The sequence below is a fragment of the Micromonospora sp. MP36 genome (genome assembly GCF_008119785.1).
Classification (GTDB): domain Bacteria; phylum Actinomycetota; class Actinomycetes; order Mycobacteriales; family Micromonosporaceae; genus Micromonospora.
The window spans coordinates 175,615-194,178 of record NZ_VSFA01000004.1 but is presented as its reverse complement, the minus strand read 5'-3'; the positions used below and the strand labels follow the sequence as shown (position 1 = coordinate 194,178).

15 protein-coding genes are annotated in these 18,564 nt (G+C 73.8%); 8 read left to right on the top strand and 7 right to left on the bottom strand.

The window, feature by feature from the left end; all coding sequences use genetic code 11:
* Positions 1–26 precede the first annotated feature (26 nt).
* Positions 27–1,226 (bottom strand): PHB depolymerase family esterase, encoded by a 1,200-nt coding sequence (locus FXF52_RS07325; protein ID WP_148794693.1) that lies wholly within the window; start codon positions 1,224–1,226, stop codon positions 27–29.
* 195 nt (positions 1,227–1,421) lie between these two features.
* On the opposite strand from FXF52_RS07325, the gene FXF52_RS07320 reads away from it, so the two are divergent.
* Genes FXF52_RS07320 through nadE form a run of 4 tightly spaced genes read left to right on the top strand, consistent with a single transcriptional unit; the run spans position 1,422 to position 5,260 of the window.
* Positions 1,422–3,239: a DUF2079 domain-containing protein gene (locus FXF52_RS07320; RefSeq protein WP_148794692.1), complete on the top strand. Its 1,818-nt coding sequence runs from the start codon at positions 1,422–1,424 to the stop codon at positions 3,237–3,239.
* Positions 3,240–3,291: 52 nt separating this feature from the next.
* Positions 3,292–3,939 carry a lipoyl(octanoyl) transferase LipB gene (gene lipB / locus FXF52_RS07315; RefSeq protein WP_148794690.1) on the top strand — a complete coding sequence of 216 codons (648 nt, stop codon included), beginning with the start codon at positions 3,292–3,294 and terminating at the stop codon, positions 3,937–3,939.
* Positions 3,940–3,943: 4 nt separating this feature from the next.
* Positions 3,944–4,336 (top strand): VOC family protein, encoded by a 393-nt coding sequence (locus tag FXF52_RS07310; protein WP_148794688.1) that lies wholly within the window; start codon positions 3,944–3,946, stop codon positions 4,334–4,336.
* A gap of 48 nt (positions 4,337–4,384) precedes the next feature.
* Positions 4,385–5,260, top strand: a complete 876-nt coding sequence (nadE, locus tag FXF52_RS07305; RefSeq protein WP_305069342.1) for an ammonia-dependent NAD(+) synthetase — start codon at positions 4,385–4,387, stop codon at positions 5,258–5,260.
* On the opposite strand, the gene FXF52_RS07300 is transcribed toward nadE, so the two are convergent.
* Together FXF52_RS07300 and aspS are read right to left on the bottom strand one after the other, a co-directional pair.
* Entirely contained in the window at positions 5,241–6,257 is a 1,017-nt protein-coding gene (locus FXF52_RS07300) for an FUSC family protein (RefSeq protein ID WP_148794686.1), read from the bottom strand. The genes nadE and FXF52_RS07300 overlap by 20 nt on opposite strands.
* A 90-nt stretch (positions 6,258–6,347) precedes the next feature.
* Entirely contained in the window at positions 6,348–7,634 is a 1,287-nt protein-coding gene (gene aspS / locus FXF52_RS07295) for an aspartate--tRNA(Asn) ligase (protein WP_148794684.1), read from the bottom strand.
* A gap of 354 nt (positions 7,635–7,988) precedes the next feature.
* Here aspS and lipA point away from each other — a divergent pair, with 354 nt between their 5' ends.
* Together lipA and FXF52_RS42890 are read left to right on the top strand one after the other, a co-directional pair.
* Positions 7,989–9,035 carry a lipoyl synthase gene (gene lipA, locus FXF52_RS07290; RefSeq protein WP_187413367.1) on the top strand — a complete coding sequence of 349 codons (1,047 nt, stop codon included), beginning with the start codon at positions 7,989–7,991 and terminating at the stop codon, positions 9,033–9,035.
* 124 nt (positions 9,036–9,159) lie between these two features.
* On the top strand, positions 9,160–11,139 hold the full coding sequence (locus tag FXF52_RS42890; protein WP_255471784.1) for a DUF423 domain-containing protein: 1,980 nt from the start codon (positions 9,160–9,162) through the stop codon (positions 11,137–11,139).
* Between the two features lie 56 nt (positions 11,140–11,195).
* Here the strand turns inward: FXF52_RS42890 and FXF52_RS07275 are convergent, their stop codons facing one another.
* From FXF52_RS07275 to FXF52_RS41530, 3 genes are all read right to left on the bottom strand, one after another.
* Positions 11,196–11,966, bottom strand: coding sequence for a hypothetical protein (locus FXF52_RS07275; protein WP_148794680.1), 771 nt, complete (start codon positions 11,964–11,966; stop codon positions 11,196–11,198).
* 109 nt (positions 11,967–12,075) lie between these two features.
* Positions 12,076–15,057 carry a helix-turn-helix transcriptional regulator gene (locus FXF52_RS07270; protein ID WP_148794819.1) on the bottom strand — a complete coding sequence of 994 codons (2,982 nt, stop codon included), beginning with the start codon at positions 15,055–15,057 and terminating at the stop codon, positions 12,076–12,078.
* Between the two features lie 239 nt (positions 15,058–15,296).
* Positions 15,297–15,467 (bottom strand): hypothetical protein, encoded by a 171-nt coding sequence (locus tag FXF52_RS41530; RefSeq protein ID WP_187413366.1) that lies wholly within the window; start codon positions 15,465–15,467, stop codon positions 15,297–15,299.
* A gap of 212 nt (positions 15,468–15,679) precedes the next feature.
* Here FXF52_RS41530 and FXF52_RS07265 point away from each other — a divergent pair, with 212 nt between their 5' ends.
* On the top strand, positions 15,680–16,369 hold the full coding sequence (locus FXF52_RS07265) for a DUF4191 domain-containing protein (RefSeq protein WP_148794678.1): 690 nt from the start codon (positions 15,680–15,682) through the stop codon (positions 16,367–16,369).
* 66 nt (positions 16,370–16,435) lie between these two features.
* Here the strand turns inward: FXF52_RS07265 and FXF52_RS07260 are convergent, their stop codons facing one another.
* Positions 16,436–16,834 carry an RDD family protein gene (locus tag FXF52_RS07260; RefSeq protein ID WP_187413365.1) on the bottom strand — a complete coding sequence of 133 codons (399 nt, stop codon included), beginning with the start codon at positions 16,832–16,834 and terminating at the stop codon, positions 16,436–16,438.
* Positions 16,835–17,135: 301 nt separating this feature from the next.
* On the opposite strand from FXF52_RS07260, the gene glnA reads away from it, so the two are divergent.
* Complete coding sequence (glnA, locus tag FXF52_RS07255) at positions 17,136–18,560, top strand: type I glutamate--ammonia ligase (RefSeq protein WP_148794674.1); 1,425 nt, start codon at positions 17,136–17,138, stop codon at positions 18,558–18,560.
* Positions 18,561–18,564: the final 4 nt, after the last annotated feature.

The following is an 18,564-nucleotide window of genomic DNA, read 5'->3' as shown; positions in this document are numbered from 1 at the left end:
CAGCGGCACGGGGGTGGGCACTCAGGTCAGCAGCCGATGACCCAGTAGTTGGGGCCGGTCTGCTTGAGGGTGGTCGTGTAGAAGGTGTTGTAGAGGCCCATCCGCTGGTTGCTGCCCAGGGCGTACGCGTAGCCGCCGGACTGGTACGCCCGGCCGGCGCTCACGTGCGCGTAGTTGCTCGCGGTGACGCAGACCGGCGACGCCGTCGGGGTGGGCGACGGGGACGCCGTCGGTGTCGGGCTGGGCGTCACCCCGCCGTCGAGGCCGAAGAAGAGCGCGTCCCGGTACGTCGAGCAGATGGTGTCCAGGAAGTACGCGGCGGCGGTCCCGCACTGGTCGGTGGCCGACCCCGGGTCGACCGGCGTGCCGTGGCCCATCCCGGAGACCCGGTAGAGCCGGACCTGGTCGCTGCCGTACACCTCCAGGTTGGTGTCGGCGGGCAGGGTGGCGGTGCTGGTCGGGGTCTGCGACACCCCGAGCACGTTGGTCCACTGGTCCCGGGACTCGACGGCGTTCGCCACCGCGACCGTGTAGTCGCCGGTCCCGTGCCAGATCGCCACCCGCGGCCGCTTCCCGGCGTATCCGGGGTAGGCGTTGCGGACCAGGTCACCCCACTGGGCCGGGGTCTTGTCGACGCCCGGGTTCATGCAGGAGTACGCGCTGGTGCTGCTGGTGGCGCAGCGGTAGGGCAGGCCGGCGATCACGGAGCCGGCGGCGAAGACGTCCGGGTAGGTGGCGAGCATGACCCCGCTCATCGCCCCGCCGGCGGACAGGCCGCTCACGTACACCCGGGCGGCGTCGGTGCCGTAGTTCGCCTTCGCGTAGTCGACCATCTGCTTGATCGACAGGGCCTCGCCCTGGCCGCGCGCGGTGTCCCCGGTCTCGAACCAGTTGAAGCAGGTACTGGAGTTGTTGGCGGACGGCTGCTGCGGCACGATCAGCGCGAACTTCCACAGGTCGGCGTACTTCTGCCAGCCGGAGTTGGCGAAGTAGCCGGCGTTCTGGGTGCAGCCGTGCAGCAGCACCACGGCCGGCGCGTTGGCCGGCAGGCCGTCCGGGCGGTACGCGTACATGGCGAGGTTGCCCGGGTTGGAGCCGAAGCCGGTGACCTGGGTGAGCGTGGCGGCCTGGGCGGGGAGGGCGGCGGTGAGCGCTGCCGCGGCGGCCAGCACGATCCCGGCCGCCGCCCCGGCGAGGCGGGTGAGGATGGATGAGGAGCGGCGCACGGCGACCTCCCGACGGCGGATTGTGAACTGAGTCACGCTGAAGTTGCCGAGACGCTACGTCCGGGTTTCCCGGCCCGACATGGCCACCGCTCACACATTCACCGAGATCGAAGTGTGCCGCCGGGGACGGCGGAAGCGGTCCCGAGGTTTCGTGTCTGACCGGCGTGTCCAGATCCGGTTGGTAACGTCCGCTGCGTGCCGACCTCCCCGTCCCCGGTCACCGACCGGTCGCCCGCGCCCGCCACCCGGACCTGGCGCGCCGACCTGGTCGTGGTGCTCGCCGCGGTGGCCCTGGCGTTCTGGGTGACCAGCGGCATGTGGCGGGACCCGAACACCCGGGCCATCACCGTCAACTCCAGCGACCAGGCACTCTTCGAGTGGCTGCTGGCCTTCGGCGGGCACACCGTCACCCACGGGGAGAACCCGTTCTTCACCGACCTGATCAACGTCCCCGACGGGGTCAACCTCGCGGTCAACACCTCGATCACCGTGTACGCGGTGCTCTTCGCGCCGCTGACCTACCTGATCGGACCGCCCGCGACGTTCCTGGTGATCCTCACCCTCAACCTCGCCGCCACCGGGGTGGCCTGGTACTGGCTGCTCAGCCGGCACCTGGTGGGCAGCCAGCTGGCCGCCGCCGTGGGCGCGCTCTTCATCGCCTACTGCCCGGCGATGGTGTCGCACGCCAACGCGCACCTGAACTGGACCGCCGGGTGGCTGGTGCCGCTGCTGGTCTGGGGCGTGTTCCGGCTCCGCCGCCCCGGCCGGGCGGTCCGCGGCGGGATCGTGCTCGGCCTGCTGGTGGCGGTCGCCTTCTCGATCGCCGCCGAGGGGCTCTTCTTCACCGCCCTGGCCCTCGCCCTCTTCCTGCTGGTGTGGGCGCTGCACCCGGCCCGCCGGGCCGAGGCCCGCGCCGCGCTGCCCCGCTTCGCGGCCGGGCTCGGGGTGACCGCGCTGGTGGCCGGGGCGCTGCTGGCGTACCCGCTGTGGCTGCACTTCGCCGGGCCGCAGCGCTTCCACGGCACCGGCTTCGACCCGCTCATCCACTCCGAGGACATCGCCGCGTACGGGTCGTACCCGCGCCGGTCCCTGGCCGGCTGGGCCGGCCTGGGCACCTCGCTGGCGCCAAACCCCACCGAGGAGAACTCGTTCTTCGGCATCCCGCTGCTGCTGCTCGCGGTCGCCTGCTTCGCCTTTCTCTGGCGGCGCGCCGCCCGGACGTTCCGGGCCACCCTCACCGCGCTCGGCGTCACCGCGGTGGTCTTCGCGGTGCTCTCCTGGGGGCCGACGGCCAAGTGGAACGGCCACCGGACCGGTCAACTCCTCCCGTTCGGGGTGCTGGACAACCTGCCGGTGATCAACGCGGCGCTGCCCTCCCGGCTGGCACTGGTGGTCGCGCCGGTGATCGGGCTGCTGCTGGCGTACACGGTCGACCGGCTCCGCGCCCGGCCGGCCCGGCACCGCGCCACGTCGGCGGCCTGGGCGCTCGGCTTCGCCGTCGCGCTGGTGCCGCTGCTGCCCACCCCGCTGCTGACCAGCGTGCGGGAGCCGGTCCCGAGCTTCATCACCAGCGGCACCTGGCAGCGGTACGTCTCCCCCGGCGGGGTGCTCACCCCGCTGCCGCTGACCATCGACGTCACCCCGGACGGCCAGCGCTGGCAGGCGTACGCCCTGGCGCACGGGCAGGGCGAGTTCCGCATCCCGGCCGGCTTCTTCCTCGGCCCCGGCGGGCCCGGCGGCCGGGGACGGATCGGGCCGGTGCCGCGCACCTTCGACTCGCTGATGGACCAGGCCGGGCGGACCGGGCTCGTGCCGATCATCACCGAGGGCAGCATCCGGCAGTCCCAGGCCGACCTGCGCTACTGGCACGTCGAGACGGTGATCATGGTCGACCGGGTGCACGGCGCCAAGTACGACGTCGACGAGGAGGCGGTACGCCGCACCGCCACCGCCCTGCTCGGCCCGCCGCAGCGGGTGGACGACGTCTGGGTGTGGCGGGTCCCGCCGGCCTGACGCGACGAGCGTCACGGCGCTCACCGAAGGGTGTCGGGATTAGGCTGGGCGGGTGAGCGTGACAACTTCCGGGCTGACCCCCGTCCGTGCCGGTGTGCTCGACTACCAGGCCGCCTGGGACGAGCAGCGCCGGCTGCACGAGGCCGTGGTGGCCGGCGAGCAGGGCGACACCGTGCTGCTGCTGGAGCACCCCAGCGTCTACACCGCGGGCAAGCGGACCGAGCCGTGGGACCGGCCGATGGACGGCACCCCGGTGATCGACGTGGACCGCGGCGGCAAGATCACCTGGCACGGGCCGGGGCAGCTGGTCGGCTACCCGATCATCAAGCTGCCCGACCCGGTGGACGTGGTGGCGTACGTCCGGCGCACCGAGCAGATGCTGATCGACGTCTGCGCCGAGTTCGGGCTGACCGCCGGCCGGGTCGAGGGGCGCAGCGGCGTCTGGGTGCCCGAGGACGACCGTGGCCCGGCCCGCAAGGTGGCCGCGATCGGCATCCGGGTGGCCCGGGGCGTGACCCTGCACGGCTTCTCGATCAACTGCGACTGCGACCTGACGTACTACGACCGAATCGTGCCCTGCGGCATCCGGGACGCCGGGACCACCTCGCTCACCGCAGAGCTGGGCCGCCCGGTCACCGTCGCCGACATGCTCCCGGTGGTCGAGCGCCACCTGCCGACCCTGGTCCGGGTCGAGGGCTGACCGGGTGCGGATCGATCTCGTCACCCTGGTCGTCGCGGAGTACGACCCGGCGATCATCTTCTTCACCGAGGTGCTCGGCTTCGAGCTGGTCGAGGACAAGCCGTCGCTGACCAACGACGGCCGGCCGAAGCGCTGGGTGGTGGTCCGCCCGCCCGGCGGCGGGACCGGGCTGCTGCTGGCCCGCGCCGACGGCGAGCGGCAGGAAGCCGTGGTCGGCGACCAGACCGCCGGTCGGGTCGGCTTCTTCCTCCAGGTCGACGACTTCGACGCCACCTACCGTCGGATGCGCGAGGCGAAGGTGGAGTTCGTCAAGCCGCCCCGCACCGAGCCCTACGGCCGGGTCGCGGTCTTCCGCGACCTGGAGGGCAACCCCTGGGACCTCCTCGGCCCCGCCTGAACTCGGCCCCCGCCTGAACTCGCCCCGCTTGACCTGGAAAGGACCCCGTTGACCGACCTGATGCCGACCCAGCAGCGCATCGCCGACGAACTCCAGGTGGCGTCGGGCTTCGACGCCGCCGCGGAGATCGAGCGACGCGTCGTCTTCCTCGCCGACCGCCTGATCGACACGGGGCTGACGGCGCTGGTCCTCGGCATCAGCGGCGGGGTGGACTCCACCACCGCCGGGCGGCTCTGCCAGCTGGCCGTCGAGCGGGCCCGCGACGCTGGGCACCCGGCGGTCTTCGTGGCGATGCGCCTGCCGTACGGGGTGCAGGCCGACGAGCACCACGCCCAGGCGGCGCTGGCGTTCATCCGGCCCGACCGGGTGCTCACGGTCGACGTCAAGCCGGCCAGCGACGCCGCCCTGGACGCGCTGGTGGCGGGCGGGCTCACCTTCACCGACGCCGCCCAGCAGGACTTCGTGCACGGCAACGTCAAGGCCCGGCAGCGCATGATCGCCCAGTACGCGGTGGCCGGGGCGATGGGCGGCCTGGTCGTCGGCACCGATCACGCGGCCGAGGCGGTCACCGGCTTCTTCACCAAGCACGGCGACGGGGCGGCGGACGTGGTGCCGCTGACCGGGCTGACCAAGCGCCGGGTCCGCGCGCTCGCCCGGGCGCTCGGCGCCCCGGCCGAACTGGTCGGCAAGGCGCCCACCGCCGACCTGGAGAGCCTGGCCCCGGGCAAGCTCGACGAGGACGCGCTCGGCCTGACGTACGAGCAGATCGACGACTACCTGGAGGGCCGGCCGGTCCCGGCGGAGGTGGCGGAGGCGCTGGTGGCCCGCTACCGGGCCACCGAGCACAAGCGCGGCCTCCCGATCGCGCCCCCGCAGCCGGTGGGCCGGGAGGCGGACGACCGGGTCACCGCCCAGCAGGGCTGATCCGCCTGCGCAACCACGGTTCGCCGAGCACGATCAGGCCGCCGATGGCGGCGCCGATCGCCGTCTCCACGCCTCGGTCGAAGAGCAGCTGCCCGGTCGGCCGGGCCACTGCGAGCTGCCCCATCAGCAGCGCCATCGGGGTGATGAACAGCAGCGCCAGGCCGTAGTTGCGGCCGACCAGCAGCTCGGTGACGATCTGCAGCGCCGCCACCACGAGCACGGTGGCGTACGCGGACAGGTGCGGCGCCAGCAGCAGCGCGCTGGTCAGCAGCCCGAGCAGCGTGCCGAGGATCCGGTGCGCGGCCCGGACGAGCTGGGCGGTGACGCCCTGGACGCTCAGCGGGGCGACCGCCGCCACCATCGCCCAGTACGGGTGGCCGATCCCGACGGCGGTCGCCGTGCCGCCGGCCAGCAGCACGGCGAGGGCGTAGCGCACCGGCGCCCACGTCCACACGTGCGCCAGCCGGACCGGCCGGCTCCGCTGCCGCCGCAGGAGGCTGCCCACGTTCCCGACCAGCAGCGCGAACAGGCTGCTCAGCCCGGCCACGGCCGCCGCGACCGGCACATCCGAGACCCGGTGTGGGACCGAGGCGACCGCACCGAACGCGAACACGAGGAACAGGGGCCCCGGCGGGTGCCAGTCCTGCGCGGCGGCGAGCACCGCACCGAGCGCCGTGACGGCCGCGGTGACCGGCACCGCGGTCCACGCCCGCGACTCCAGCGACCCGACCAGCACCCCGAGGACGATCGCCCCGGTGAGCGTCGCCCCGGCGCTCGCCTGCATCGCCGCCCGGGACAGGTGCACGTGGTTTCGCCCGTACAGCGAGGTGAACGCCCCGAAGACCGCGTACACCGACCAGCCGGGGTGGCCGAGCGCGAGCACCGTCAGCAGCGGGACCAGCACGCTGATCCCGGCGCGCAGCGCGACCCGGTGGGCGCCCCGGGCCGGGCGGACGTGCAGCACGCCCCGCAACGTCGCCCGTACGTGGTCACCCATCCCGCTCCTCCGCCTGTCCGTCCTTCATACCGGCTGGACAGGAGGGGCCCCTTGTTAACAGACGGGTGTTAACAAGGGGCCATCCTTTCCTCACGGGGTGAGCCGGTGCAGGTCGCGGGGGAAGGCGGTCACCTCCCGGACGTTCGCCGCGCCGGTCAGCCGGGCCACGAAACGTTCCAGGCCGATCGCGAATCCGCCGTGCGGCGGCATGCCGTGCCGGAACGCGTCCACGTAGCCGGCGTACGGCTCGACCGGCTCGCCCCGGGCGGCGAGGGCGGCCAGGTAGTCCTCGTACCGGTGCAGCCGCTGCCCGCCGGTGACCAGCTCCATGCCCCGGAACAGCAGGTCGAAGCCGTTGGAGTAGGCCGGCCGGGCCGGGTCCGGATGGGTGTAGAAGGGCCGCTTCGCCATCGGGTAACCGGTGACGAAGAGGAAGTCCGAGCCGTGCTCCCGGCGGGCCCACTCCCCCAGCGCCCGCTCGTGCGCCGGGGCGAGGTCCGGCTCGTCGGCCGGCGCCCCGGCGATCGCCAGCGCCTCGGTGAAGTGCACGGCGGGGATCTCGGCCGGCACCTCGGGCGCCGCCACCCCGAGCGCGGCGAGCGCACCGCCGGCCCGGTCGGCGACCGCCCCCAGCATCCCGGCGAGGGTGTCCCGCAGCACCGCCATCACGTCCCGGTGGTCGGCGACGAAGCCCAGCTCGACGTCGAGCGAGGTGTACTGGGCCAGGTGCCGGACGGTGTCGTGCGGCTCGGCCCGGAACACCGGGCCCACCTCGTACACCCGCTCGAAGACGCCGACCATGAGCTGCTTGTAGAACTGCGGCGACTGGGCCAGGTAGGCGGGCCGGCCGAACCAGTCCAGCGCGAACACGTTCGCCCCGCTCTCGGTGGACGAGGCGACCACCTTCGGGGTGTGGATCTCCACGAAGCCGCGGGCGTCGAGGGCGGCCCGGAAGCCGGCCACCGCCGCCGCCGAGATCCGCAGCGCCGCGGAGCGGGTCGGGTGGCGCAGCGCGGTCGGCGCGTGGTCCAGCTGGGTGGGCAGGGTGGCGGTGAGCACCGGCCGGTACAGGTCGAACGGCGGCGGCACGGCGGGCGGGCCGAGCGGCCGTACCGTCGGCGCGGCGAGCTCGACCCCGGCGGGGGCCGTGGCGTTCGCGGCCACCGTGCCGACGACCTCGACGACGGTCTCCTCGGTGAGCTTCTCGACGGCGGCGCGCACGGCCGGGTCGGTGACCACCACCTGGGCGAGACCCGTGGCGTCGCGCACGATCAGGAAGGCCACCGACTTGAGCAGCCGGCGGCGGTGCACCCAGCCGGCGATCCGGACGGACTCGCCGACATGGTGGGTGAGCTGGGCGGAAAGGATGCGTTGCACGGCGGTTACCTCCTCGATCAATCGCAACGCGATCCCCGGGAGGTGTGGGCGAGTGGGATCCTCGCGGTGCCACCACACCTTCGCCCCCGCCGGAGCGGGAGCCTCGTTCGTCGCCTTTTCACCGGGGCCAGCCGGGCGGGTTCTACTGGGCGCAGGCGCCGTTCTTCCCGCAGCTCGGGAGGGTCTTCACGCGCCGGCGCCAGACCGCCTTCCAGCAACCGGCGGCTCTCTGCGCTGGCGGGTCGGCGCGCTACTCGGCTCCGTCGCAGCTTTGCCCGGCAGGCTAGCACTCTTCGGCGGCCCGTATGACGACGCTTTTCCGCCTTCGGTGTCCGGTGTCACAACATCTGCGGCGTGACGCCCGTCGCCCGAGGTCCATCGACGACCGCCGTCGGGCGTACGCTCGGCCTTGTGACGATCGAGCACTCCGCGCCGACGACTGAGCAGGCCGCGCGTACCGCAACCGTCGCCCCCGAGGGGCGGCGCATGCTGCGGATCGAGGCGCGCAACGCCGAGACGCCGATCGAGCGCAAGCCGCCGTGGATCAAGGTCAAGGCCAAGATGGGGCCGGAGTACACCCAGCTGCGCGGGCTGGTCTCGCGCGAGGGGCTGCACACCGTCTGCCAGGAGGCCGGCTGTCCCAACATCTACGAGTGCTGGGAGGACCGGGAGGCGACCTTCCTCATCGGTGGCGACCAGTGCACCCGGCGCTGCGACTTCTGCCAGATCGACACCGGCAAGCCGGCCGAGTTCGACGCCGACGAGCCGCGCCGGGTCGCCGAGTCGGTGGCCGCGATGGGCCTGCGCTACGCGACCATCACCGGCGTCGCTCGCGACGACCTGCCCGACGGCGGCGCCTGGCTCTACGCCGAGACGGTCCGGCAGATCCACGCCCTTCAGTCCGGGTGCGGCGTCGAGCTGCTGATCCCCGACTTCAACGCGGTGCCGGAGCAGCTCGCCGAGGTCTTCGGGTCGCGGCCCGAGGTGCTGGCGCACAACGTGGAGACCGTGCCGCGGATCTTCAAGCGGATCCGGCCGGCGTTCCGCTACGAGCGCTCCCTCGACGTGATCCGCCAGGCTCGCGCCGCCGGCCTGGTCACCAAGAGCAACCTGATCCTCGGCATGGGCGAGGAGCGGGCCGAGGTGTCCCAGGCGCTGCGCGACCTGCACGAGGCCGGCTGCGAGCTGATCACCATCACGCAGTACCTGCGCCCCTCCCCCCGGCACCACCCGGTCACCCGCTGGGTCAAGCCGGAGGAGTTCGTCGAGCTGCGCGAGGAGGCCGAGGAGATCGGCTTCGCCGGCGTGATGAGCGGTCCGCTGGTCCGTTCGTCGTACCGGGCCGGGCGGCTCTACCAGCAGGCGCTCGCCGCCCGCGAGGGAGTCCCCGCCGCCGGCTGAGGCCGGCTGCGGCCCTGGCCTCGTGCTGAGGCCAGGCCGGGTCGCCGGCCGCGCCCTGAGGCCGGCCAGGCCGCCGGCCGCGTCACCCGCCGCCGGCCGCCGCCCGGATGCCATGATCGCAGGCATGACCGCCGGGGTACGCCAGGAGCCACGCGAGGCCGCTTGCCCGCGTACGCCCTGGCGGCACCGGCTGCCGGTGCTGCTCGCCCTGCTCGTCGGGGTGGCCGGGGTCGGCTACCGGCTGGCGCTGCTGCTCGCCGACGCCCCACCCACCAACAGCGACGAGGCGACGATGGGGCTGGCCGCCCTGCACATCGCCCGCGGGCAGGACTTCCCGGTCTGGTTCTACGGGCAGGCGTACATGGGGACGCTGGAGGCGTACCTGGCCGCGCCGCTGGTCGCCCTCGCCGGGCCGTCGGTGCTCGTGCTGCGGCTGCCCACCCTCGCGCTGTACGCGCTCTTCCTCGCCCTGTCCTGGCGGCTCACCCGCCGGCTCCGCGGGGACCGCTGGTTCGCCCTGCTGGTCGTCGGCTTCCTCGCGCTCGGCTCGGACCGGGTGATCAAGAACCAGCTCATCGCCGGGGGTGGCTACCCCGAACTGAACCCGGCCGGGGTGGCGCTCGCCCTGCTCACCGTGGGGCTGTGCGCCGGCGCCTCGGGGCGATGCGCCGGCGGGTCGGGGCGATGCGCCAGCGGGCCGGGGCGATGCGCCGGCGGGTCGGGGCGATGCGCCGGCGGGTCGGGGCGGCCGACGTCCAGCCGCGCCGCGCCCCCGGGCCCCGGCGAACGCGCCGTCGACGCCGATCCCAGCCGGCTGCGGGCCGGGGCGCGACTGCTCCGGTGGGCGGCCTGGGGGCTGGTGTCCGGGCTGATGCTCTGGGTCGACCCGCTGCTGCTGCCGTACGTCCTCGGGACCGGCGCGGTGCTGGTGGCCCGACGGCGGCGGGAACTGGCCGGCCGGGCGGGGCTGGTGGTGGTCACCGCGCTGCTGCTCGGCGCGGCGCCGATGCTGCTGGACAGCCTCCGGCACGGCCGCAACCCGCTCGCCGCGGTCCTGGCCGCCGGCGGCGGGGACGCGGCGGCGGGCTGGGGCGAGCGGCTGTACGGCGGCCTGGTGCTCGGGCCGCCGCTGGGCATGGGTTTCTGCTCGCCGAGCCACTGCGCCGGCTGGCAGCTCTGGTGGGCCGTCGCGTTCCCGCTTCTGCTGCTGCTCGCGGCACTGGCCGCCTGGCGCACCCTCCGCACTCGGTCACCGGGTGGTCTCCCCGACGACGCAGGAACTGGTACGCCTGCGGGCGGGGCGGCCGGAGAGCTTGGACACGTACCGTTCGGACAGGACGGAAAGTGTCCAAGATCCGGCCAGCTCACGGGCGGGGACGACCGGTGGGTGTCGGCGGCGGTGCGGCTGGCGCTGCTGGCCGGGGCGGCGGCGGTGCTGCTCGCGTACACGGTGAGCAGCGCGGCCGGGCAGACCCCGGTGGAGAGCGCCCGCTACCTCTCCTGCCTGGCGGTCGCCACGCCTGCCCTGCTCTGGCCGCTGTGGCAGCTCCCTTTTCCACGCCAGGTCGGCGATCTGGCGGTGTCCGGGTCGGCCGGACACCACCACCTCGCCGATGTGGAGTTGATCAGCGCCGAGCCGGCGGGCGAACGTGGGCCGGCGGAGGGCGGAAGGCGGGTCCGGGTGGCGGCCCTGGCGGCGGTCGCCGTGCTGGCCGCGACCCTCGGCACGGCGGGGGTCGCCACCGCCGGGTCGATCGCCAGGGTGCCGGCCGTCCACGCCGAGGCCGATCGGCACCGCGCGCTCGTCGACACCCTCGGCGAGCTGGGCGTACGGCACGTGCGCGGCGGCTACTGGACCTGCAACCGGCTCACCTTCGCCACCGGCGAGGACGTGGTCTGCGCGGTGGTCGACGACGAGCTGCGCCCCGGCTTCGACCGGCTGCCCGCGTACCGCCGGGCGGTGGCGGCCGATCCGGGCGCGGCCTGGGTCGCGCCGGTCGGCTCGCCGCTGGCCGCCCGGCTCGACCAGCGGCTCGGCCCCGACTCGGGCGCGCTCGACGTGGTCACCGTCGCCGGCTGGCGGGTTTACCTACCCCGCCCGTGACGTTCCTCAGCACCTTCCGTGGCAACGCTGCGTGCCCTGCGAGCAGACCCGGGCCGTCACTTGTCGTAGTAGAAGTCGGCGGCCTCCCCGGCCTTTGCCGGCGCCTTGATCTTCAGCGGTTTCCCGTGCCCACTCATCGTGGTGGTCAGGGTCAGCTTCGGGCCCTCGCTGGGAGTGAGTTCCACCTTGATCGAGGTGACCCAACCCCGGTCGTCCGTCGTGATGGTGAACGGCGACAGCGGCATGCCGAGCGAGACGATGCTCGGTGCGCCCACCGGAAGGAACGACTTGGCCTCGTCCTCTCGCGGATCGAAGCGGCCGGTGTAGGTGTGCGGGCCGGCCCGGTACGCCGAGGTGATCGACGAGGTGAACGCCTTCAGGCCGGTCGGGTCGCCCCAGTCGAAGCGCAGGAAGGGATCATCCCGCCGCACCCGCTTCAGGTCGACGTGCACCCAGTTCTTGTCGTCGGACGGCCGTACGTAGCTGTCGGTGCCGATCACGATCCGGCTGCCCGCCGAGGGGTACTTTCCGCCGGTCACCGCGATCGTCGACTGGAACCGCCGGGCCGTCGGGTCGAAGGCACCGGTGCCCGTGATCTTCTGCTTCTCGGGCAGGTCGCCGCGCACGGCGTACCGGTGGGAGACGTCCTGCGATCGCTGCAACGCCGCCACCAACTCGGCCCGGCTGTCGGGCGTCGGGGTTGGCGCGGCAGTGCTGGCCTGGGCCGTCATCCCGGCCGGGGTGGGCTCCGGCGACGCGGTGCATCCCGCCGTGAGGAGCAGGATGCCGGCCAGACCCGCCGTGAACCGGGCCCTACGGTGTGTCATGGTGTGCTCCCCCGTGCTAGCCGACCGGAGGCCGGGACGAAGGCACGATAGCGAACTCGGCCCACGCGGGACGCCCCGCAAATCTGCGGGCGCCCGTTCTCAGGTGGGCTCAGGAGGAGGCGCTGGGCGGGCGCGGCTCGGGCGCGCTCGCGGTCAGCAGGCCGAGGCGGTGGGCCAGCGCGGCCGCCTCCACCCGGTTGCTCACATGCAGTTTGGCGATGATCCGGGACACGTGGACGCTGGCCGTCTTCGGCGAGATGAAGAGCTGCTCGGCGATACGGCTGTTGCTGTGCCCCTCGGCGACCAGCCGCAGCACCTCCTGCTCGCGGCTGGTGAGCAGCTCCGGGCCGGGACGGCCGCCGCCGCGCAGCCCGACCCGGCGGGCCAGCACGGCGGCCTGCTCGCCCAGCGGCGTGGCGCCGAGCCGGGCGGCGATGTCGCCGGCCTCGCGTACCGCGGCGGCGACCGTGTCCCGCTCGCCGGCCGCGGCGGCCGCCTCGGCCAGGCCGAGCAGCGCCCGGCCCAGCGGGTACGGCTGCCCGACCGCCCGCCACTCCGCCACCGTCGCGCGCCAGGCCAGCAGCCCCGCCGTGCCACCGCCAGCACCAGCACCAGCACCAGCACCAGCACCAGCACCAGCACCAGCACCAGCACCAGTCAGGATCGCGGTGACCTGGGCGGCGTGCGCCCGTTCCGCCGGGTAGCGGACGGGCAGGGCGGCGGCCACGGTGGACACCTCCCCGGCCAGGGCGGCGTCGCCGGCCAGCGCGGCGGCCCGGGCCACCGCGCTGAGCACCGGCCACCCCTCCCGGGGCAGGTCGACCAGGCGCTCGTCGGCCAGGGCCGCCCGGCTCGCCTCGACCGCCGCGGTCTTGTCGTCGGCCGCCAGGGCAGCCTCGATCCGCAGCTCGCGCAGCGGCAGCCGGTGGCTCGGCCAGAGGTACGGCCGGGCCAGGAAGGCCAGCGCTCGCCCGACCAGCTCGTCGGCGGTGGGGTGAGCCCGGGCCAGCCGCAGCCCGGCGCGGAGCTGGAGCCAGTGCAGCCCGGAGACACCGGGCGGGTCGATCCGGGCCGCCTCGGCGCAGGCCGCGTCGGCCTCGTCCCAGCGGCCCAGGGCGATCAGCGCCTCGGCCCGGTTCGAGAGTAGGTAGGCCCCGATGGAGCGGCTGATCCCGACCCGGCGCGCCTCGGCCACCCCGGCCACGGCCACCTCGGCCGATTCCTCGTAGCTGCCCAGCTCGTACAGCACGTCGGAGAGGTAGACCAGGGCGCTGACCAGCGCCGGCGCGTTGTCGGTCGCCCTGGCCCGGGCCTCCGCCTGGCGCAGCTCGGCCAGCCCGAGGTCGGGCGTCTGGTCGGTGCGACGGAGCATGGCGATCCGGGTGGGCAGCAGGACCAGATCCGCGCCGACGGCCTCGGCACCGGCCATTGCCTCGGCCGCCACCGAGGCGGCCTGTTCCGGATCGACCTTCATCAGGTGTGCCGCGATGTCGGCGAGCAGACCCACCCGCTCCGGCCCGTCCGGCACTCCAACCGCCAACCGGTACGCCTCACCCAGCTCGGCCGCACCGTCGCTCTTGCCGAGCAGCGCCAGCAGCCGGCCACGCTGGTCGAGCAGTCGGGCCGCGCGCAGCGGCTCGGCGTCGGCGTCCACCTCGGCCAGCGCGGCCCGGGTGAGGGTGAGGGCCCGGCTGAGGTCGCCGGCCGTGGTGGCCGCGGCGAGGGTCTCCTCCAGCACCCGCAGGTGGTCCATGCCGAGCCGGTCGGCGGCGTCGGGCACCAGCTCCCACAGTTCGAGGACCCGTTCCAGCAGCCGGCTCTGCTCGGCGTACGCGTAGCGGTCGGCGGCGGCGCAGGCGGCGACGCGGGCGGTGACCAGGGCGCGCGGGTGGTCGTGCGCCGCGTACCAGTGGTGGGCGATCTCGGCCGGGGCGCGACCGGCGGCCACCAGGTGCGGCTGCGCCTCGATCGCGGCGGCGTACCGGGCGTGCAGCCGGGCGTGCTCGCCGGGGAGCAGTTCGTCGTGGACCGCCTCGCGCACCAGGGCGTGCCGGAACTCGTAGTCGCCGTCCGGGTCGGCCACCACGAGCTGGGCGGCCACGGCGGCGCGCAGCGCGTCCTCCAGCTCGGGCTCGGGCAGGCCGGCGACCTCGGCGAGCAGCTGGTGGGCGAAGCGGGTGCCGCCGGCGGCGGCGATCCGCAGCACCCGCTGGGCCGGCTCGGGCAGCCGGTCCACCCGGGCCAGCAGCAGATCGCGCAGGGTCTCCGGCAGCACCGCGCAGCCGACCGGGTCGCCGGCGGCGGCCAGCTCCTCGATGAAGAACGGGTTGCCCTGGGTACGCCGGTGCACGTCGTTGACGGCCCGCGGGGGCGGCTCGGTGCCGAGCAGGTCGGCCAGGATGGCGGCGGTGCCGTCCCGGTCGAGTCGGCTCACCTCGACCCGGTCCACCCCGCGCGCCCGGTCCAGCTCGGCGAGGAACGGCCGCAGCGGGTGGCCGCGGTGCAGCTCGTCGGTGCGGAAGGTGCAGACCAGCAGCAGGCGGGTGGCGCGGGCGGCCCGGACCAGGAAGGCGATCAGGTCCCGGGTGGACCGGTCGGCCCAGTGCAGGTCCTCGATCACCAGCACCAGCGGCCGTTCCTCGGCGATCCGCTGGAACAGGTCGGCGACCAGGTCGAACAGGTAGCCGCGCGGGGTGTCGGAGACGGGCAGGCCGGTGGGCGCGGCGCCGCCGGCCGGCACCCGGGCCAGCTCGGGCAGCAGCCGGGCGAACTCCGCCTCGTACCCGGCGAAGGCGGCCGGGCCGTCGCGGCGCAGCACCTCGCGCAGCGTGGCGGCGAACGGCGCGAAGGGCAGGCCGGCCTCGCCCAGTTCCAGGCACTGGCCGATCAGCACCCGCGCCCCGGCGGCGCCGGCCTGGGCGCCGAACTCCTCGAGCAGCCGGGTCTTGCCCACACCGGCCTCGCCACCGACCAGGACGGTGCTGGGCTCCCCCACCCGGGCCCGGCCGAACGCGTCGCGCAGCCCGGTCAGCTCCGGCTGACGGCCGACGAGGACGGTGCTGGTGGCGCGTGCGGTCACGGCATCGAGCATGCCACGGCGCGCGCCGACACCCACCCGGCCGACCGGCCGGTCTGGGCGGTTGCCCGCAGGTCCGGCCGCCCCCGTGTCGGCCGGACCGGTGCCGCCCGGCGTTCCCCCGTCCGGGTCCCGGGTGGCGGCCGGCCCGGGTGCGGTCGGCACCGGGCCGGCCGGGGACGTCGCCGGGCCGGGCGTGGCGGTCGCGCCCCGGCCGGGGGCGGTCGCCGGGACGGCCGGCGCGGCGAGCGTGGTCACCGGCGGCCGTCGACGGTACGGGCGGCCTGGTGCCGGCGGCTCAGCCAGCTGCGCGGGTGGCGGCGGGGCAGCGACCGGGCGAGCCGGTCGCGGGCCGCGTCGGCCTGGAGCTCGGCGGCGTGGCTGCGGTGGATGGTGAGCAGAAGCTCTGCGTCGTTGCCGAACATCTCGGTTTCCCCTGTCGTGCGATGTCGTTTCGCTGTCGACACCGACTTTTCGCGCGAAGGTGCCCCCGGGGCATGGGGTCGCCGCCTGATCTTCCGCACCGCCCCCTCCTTACCGGGCCGCCTCAGGGGGCGTACGGCGGCGTAAGGTACTCAGCCGCGCCAGAGCCGGCCGGGCAGCAACGGCGGGTGCGGGGCCCACTAGACTCTGCGGCATGGCAAAGCCCCAGGAGAAGGTCTCGTTCGGCCAGCGGCTGAAGCAGATCGGGATGGTGTTCCGGTTCACCGCCAAGCAGGACCGGTGGTTCATGCCGCTGGTCGCCGCGGCGGTGCTGATCCCGCTCGCGCTCACCGTGGTCGCGGTCATTCTCTACGGCTGGCTCTGGCTGCCGATCGGCATCCTGTTCGCCCTGCTCGCCGTGCTGATCGTGCTCAACCTGCGGTCCAACACGGCGATGATGAGCGCCGCCGAGGGGCAGCCCGGCGCGGCGGCGCAGATCATGGAGAGCATGCGGGGCGACTGGCGGGTCACCCCGGCCGTCAGCTCCACCACCCAGATGGACATGGTCCACCTGGTGCTCGGCCGCCCCGGGGTGATCCTGCTGGCCGAGGGCAACCCGCAGCGCGTCCGCGGCCTGCTGGGCCAGGAGAAGCGCCGGCTGGCCAAGGTGATCGGCACCGCGCCGCTGCACGACTACGTGATCGGCCAGGGTGAGGACGAGCTGCCGATCCGCAAGCTGCGCACCACCCTGATGCGGCTGCCCCGCACCCTCTCCCCCAAGGACGTCAACGCCCTCGACAAGCGGCTCAAGGCGCTCACCGCCCGCCCGCAGATGCCCAAGGGCGCGATCCCCAAGAACATGCGGCCGCCGCGCGGCGCGTTCCGCCAGACCCGGGGTCGCTGACCCCCGTCGTACGCGAGAAGGAGCCGGACCCGCACGGGCCGGCTCCTTTCTCGTCGGGGCCCCGGATCAGCGGGGGGCGTTGACGATCACCGAGCCGGTGAGGCGGTCGTGCAGCCCGCGGCGGTGCTCGTCCATGATCACGGCGGGTACCACGAGGGCGAGCAGCACGCCGCGGAGCAGGGCCCGGAGCAGCCCGATCCGGCCGCCGTCGGCCCAGCCCAGGCAGCGGATCTTCGTGACGTACATGCCCGGGGTCTGAGCGAAGAGGCCGAGGAACAGGGCGTACTCCAGGACCAGCACCAGGACCGGGGCCCAAGGGTGCTGGACCGGGCCCCCGAAGAGGTTGGAGATCAGCAGGCAGAGCACCCAGTCGACGACCAGCGCGCCGAAGCGGCGGCCGAGGCTCGGGGGCGTGAAGGTCGGGTCCGCGGCGGGCGGCACCGGCGCGGCGGCGGTATCGGTCACAGCGGTCAAGGGTAGCCAGGTGCCGGGTCCGGGCCGGGATGGGCGCGGTGACCAGGGGTGTCGGTCACTGCCCGGGTACGCCGGTTCGGCGCGGAGTGACGAATCGGACCAAAGCCAACAATTAGCGGCACACCATTACAGCGAGTATCGTCCGAACGGAGACCTACCGGCACCTGAGCGGCCGAGATGACGCTCCGCGAGGGACGTAACACGGCGGAAACAGAGGAGACACGGCCGGGCAACTCCACGGCCATACCGTCGCCAGAAGCCAGCCACCGGAGTGGACCTGCCAGGAGGACGTGTGTTCGCCAATCCCGAGGAACTCCTGCGATACCTCAAGAACGAGGACGTGAAGTTCGTCGACGTACGTTTCTGTGACCTGCCCGGCGTGATGCAGCACTTCAACCTGCCGGTCGAGTCCGTCGACGACGCGCTCTTCACCGACGGCCTCGCGTTCGACGGTTCGTCGATCCGTGGCTTCCAGGCGATCCACGAGTCGGACATGCTCCTGCTCCCGGACGTCGCGACCGCCTTCATCGACCCGTTCCGCGCGCAGAAGACCCTCGCGCTGAACTTCTTCATCCACGACCCGTTCACCCGGGAGGCGTACAGCCGGGACCCGCGGAACGTGGCGAAGAAGGCCGAGGCGTACCTGGCGGCCAGCGGCATCGCCGACACCGCCTACTTCGGCGCCGAGGCGGAGTTCTACATCTTCGACTCGATCCGCCACGAGACCTCCGCGCACCGGTCGTTCTACTACATCGACTCCATCGAGGGCGCCTGGAACAGCGGCCGCGAGGAGGAGGGTGGCAACCGCGGCTACAAGACCGCGTACAAGGGCGGTTACTTCCCGGTGCCGCCGGTCGACCACTTCGCCGACCTGCGCGACAAGATCGTCCGCCGCCTGGTCGACAACGGCTTCGTCGTGGAGCGGTCGCACCACGAGGTGGGCACCGCCGGCCAGTCGGAGATCAACTACAAGTTCTCCACCCTGCTGCACGCCGCCGACCAGCTCCAGCTCTTCAAGTACATCGTGAAGAACGAGGTCTGGGCCAACGGCAGGACCGCCACCTTCATGCCGAAGCCGCTCTTCGGTGACAACGGCTCCGGCATGCACACCCACCAGAGCCTCTGGCTGAACGGCGAGCCGCTGTTCTACGACGAGACCGGCTACGCCGGCCTGTCCGACACCGCCCGCTGGTACATCGGCGGCCTGCTGCACCACGCGCCGTCGCTACTGGCCTTCACCAACCCGACGGTCAACTCCTACCGCCGCCTGGTGCCGGGCTTCGAGGCGCCGGTCAACCTGGTCTACTCGCAGCGCAACCGCTCCGCCTGCACCCGCATCCCGGTCACCGGCAGCAACCCCAAGGCGAAGCGGGTCGAGTTCCGGGTGCCGGACCCGTCCAGCAACCCGTACCTGGCCTTCTCGGCGATGATGATGGCCGGCCTGGACGGCATCAAGAACAAGATCGAGCCGCCGGCGCCGATCGACAAGGACCTGTACGACCTGCCGCCGGAGGAGTGGGGCGACGTCAAGCAGGTGCCGGGCTCGCTGCCGGAGGTACTCGACGCGCTCGAGGCCGACCACGACTACCTGCTCGACGGCGGCGTCTTCACGCCGGACCTGATCTCCACCTGGGTGGCGTGGAAGCGGGCCAACGAGGTCGACCCGGTGCGCCTGCGCCCGACCCCGCACGAGTTCGCCATGTACTTCGACTGCTGAACCG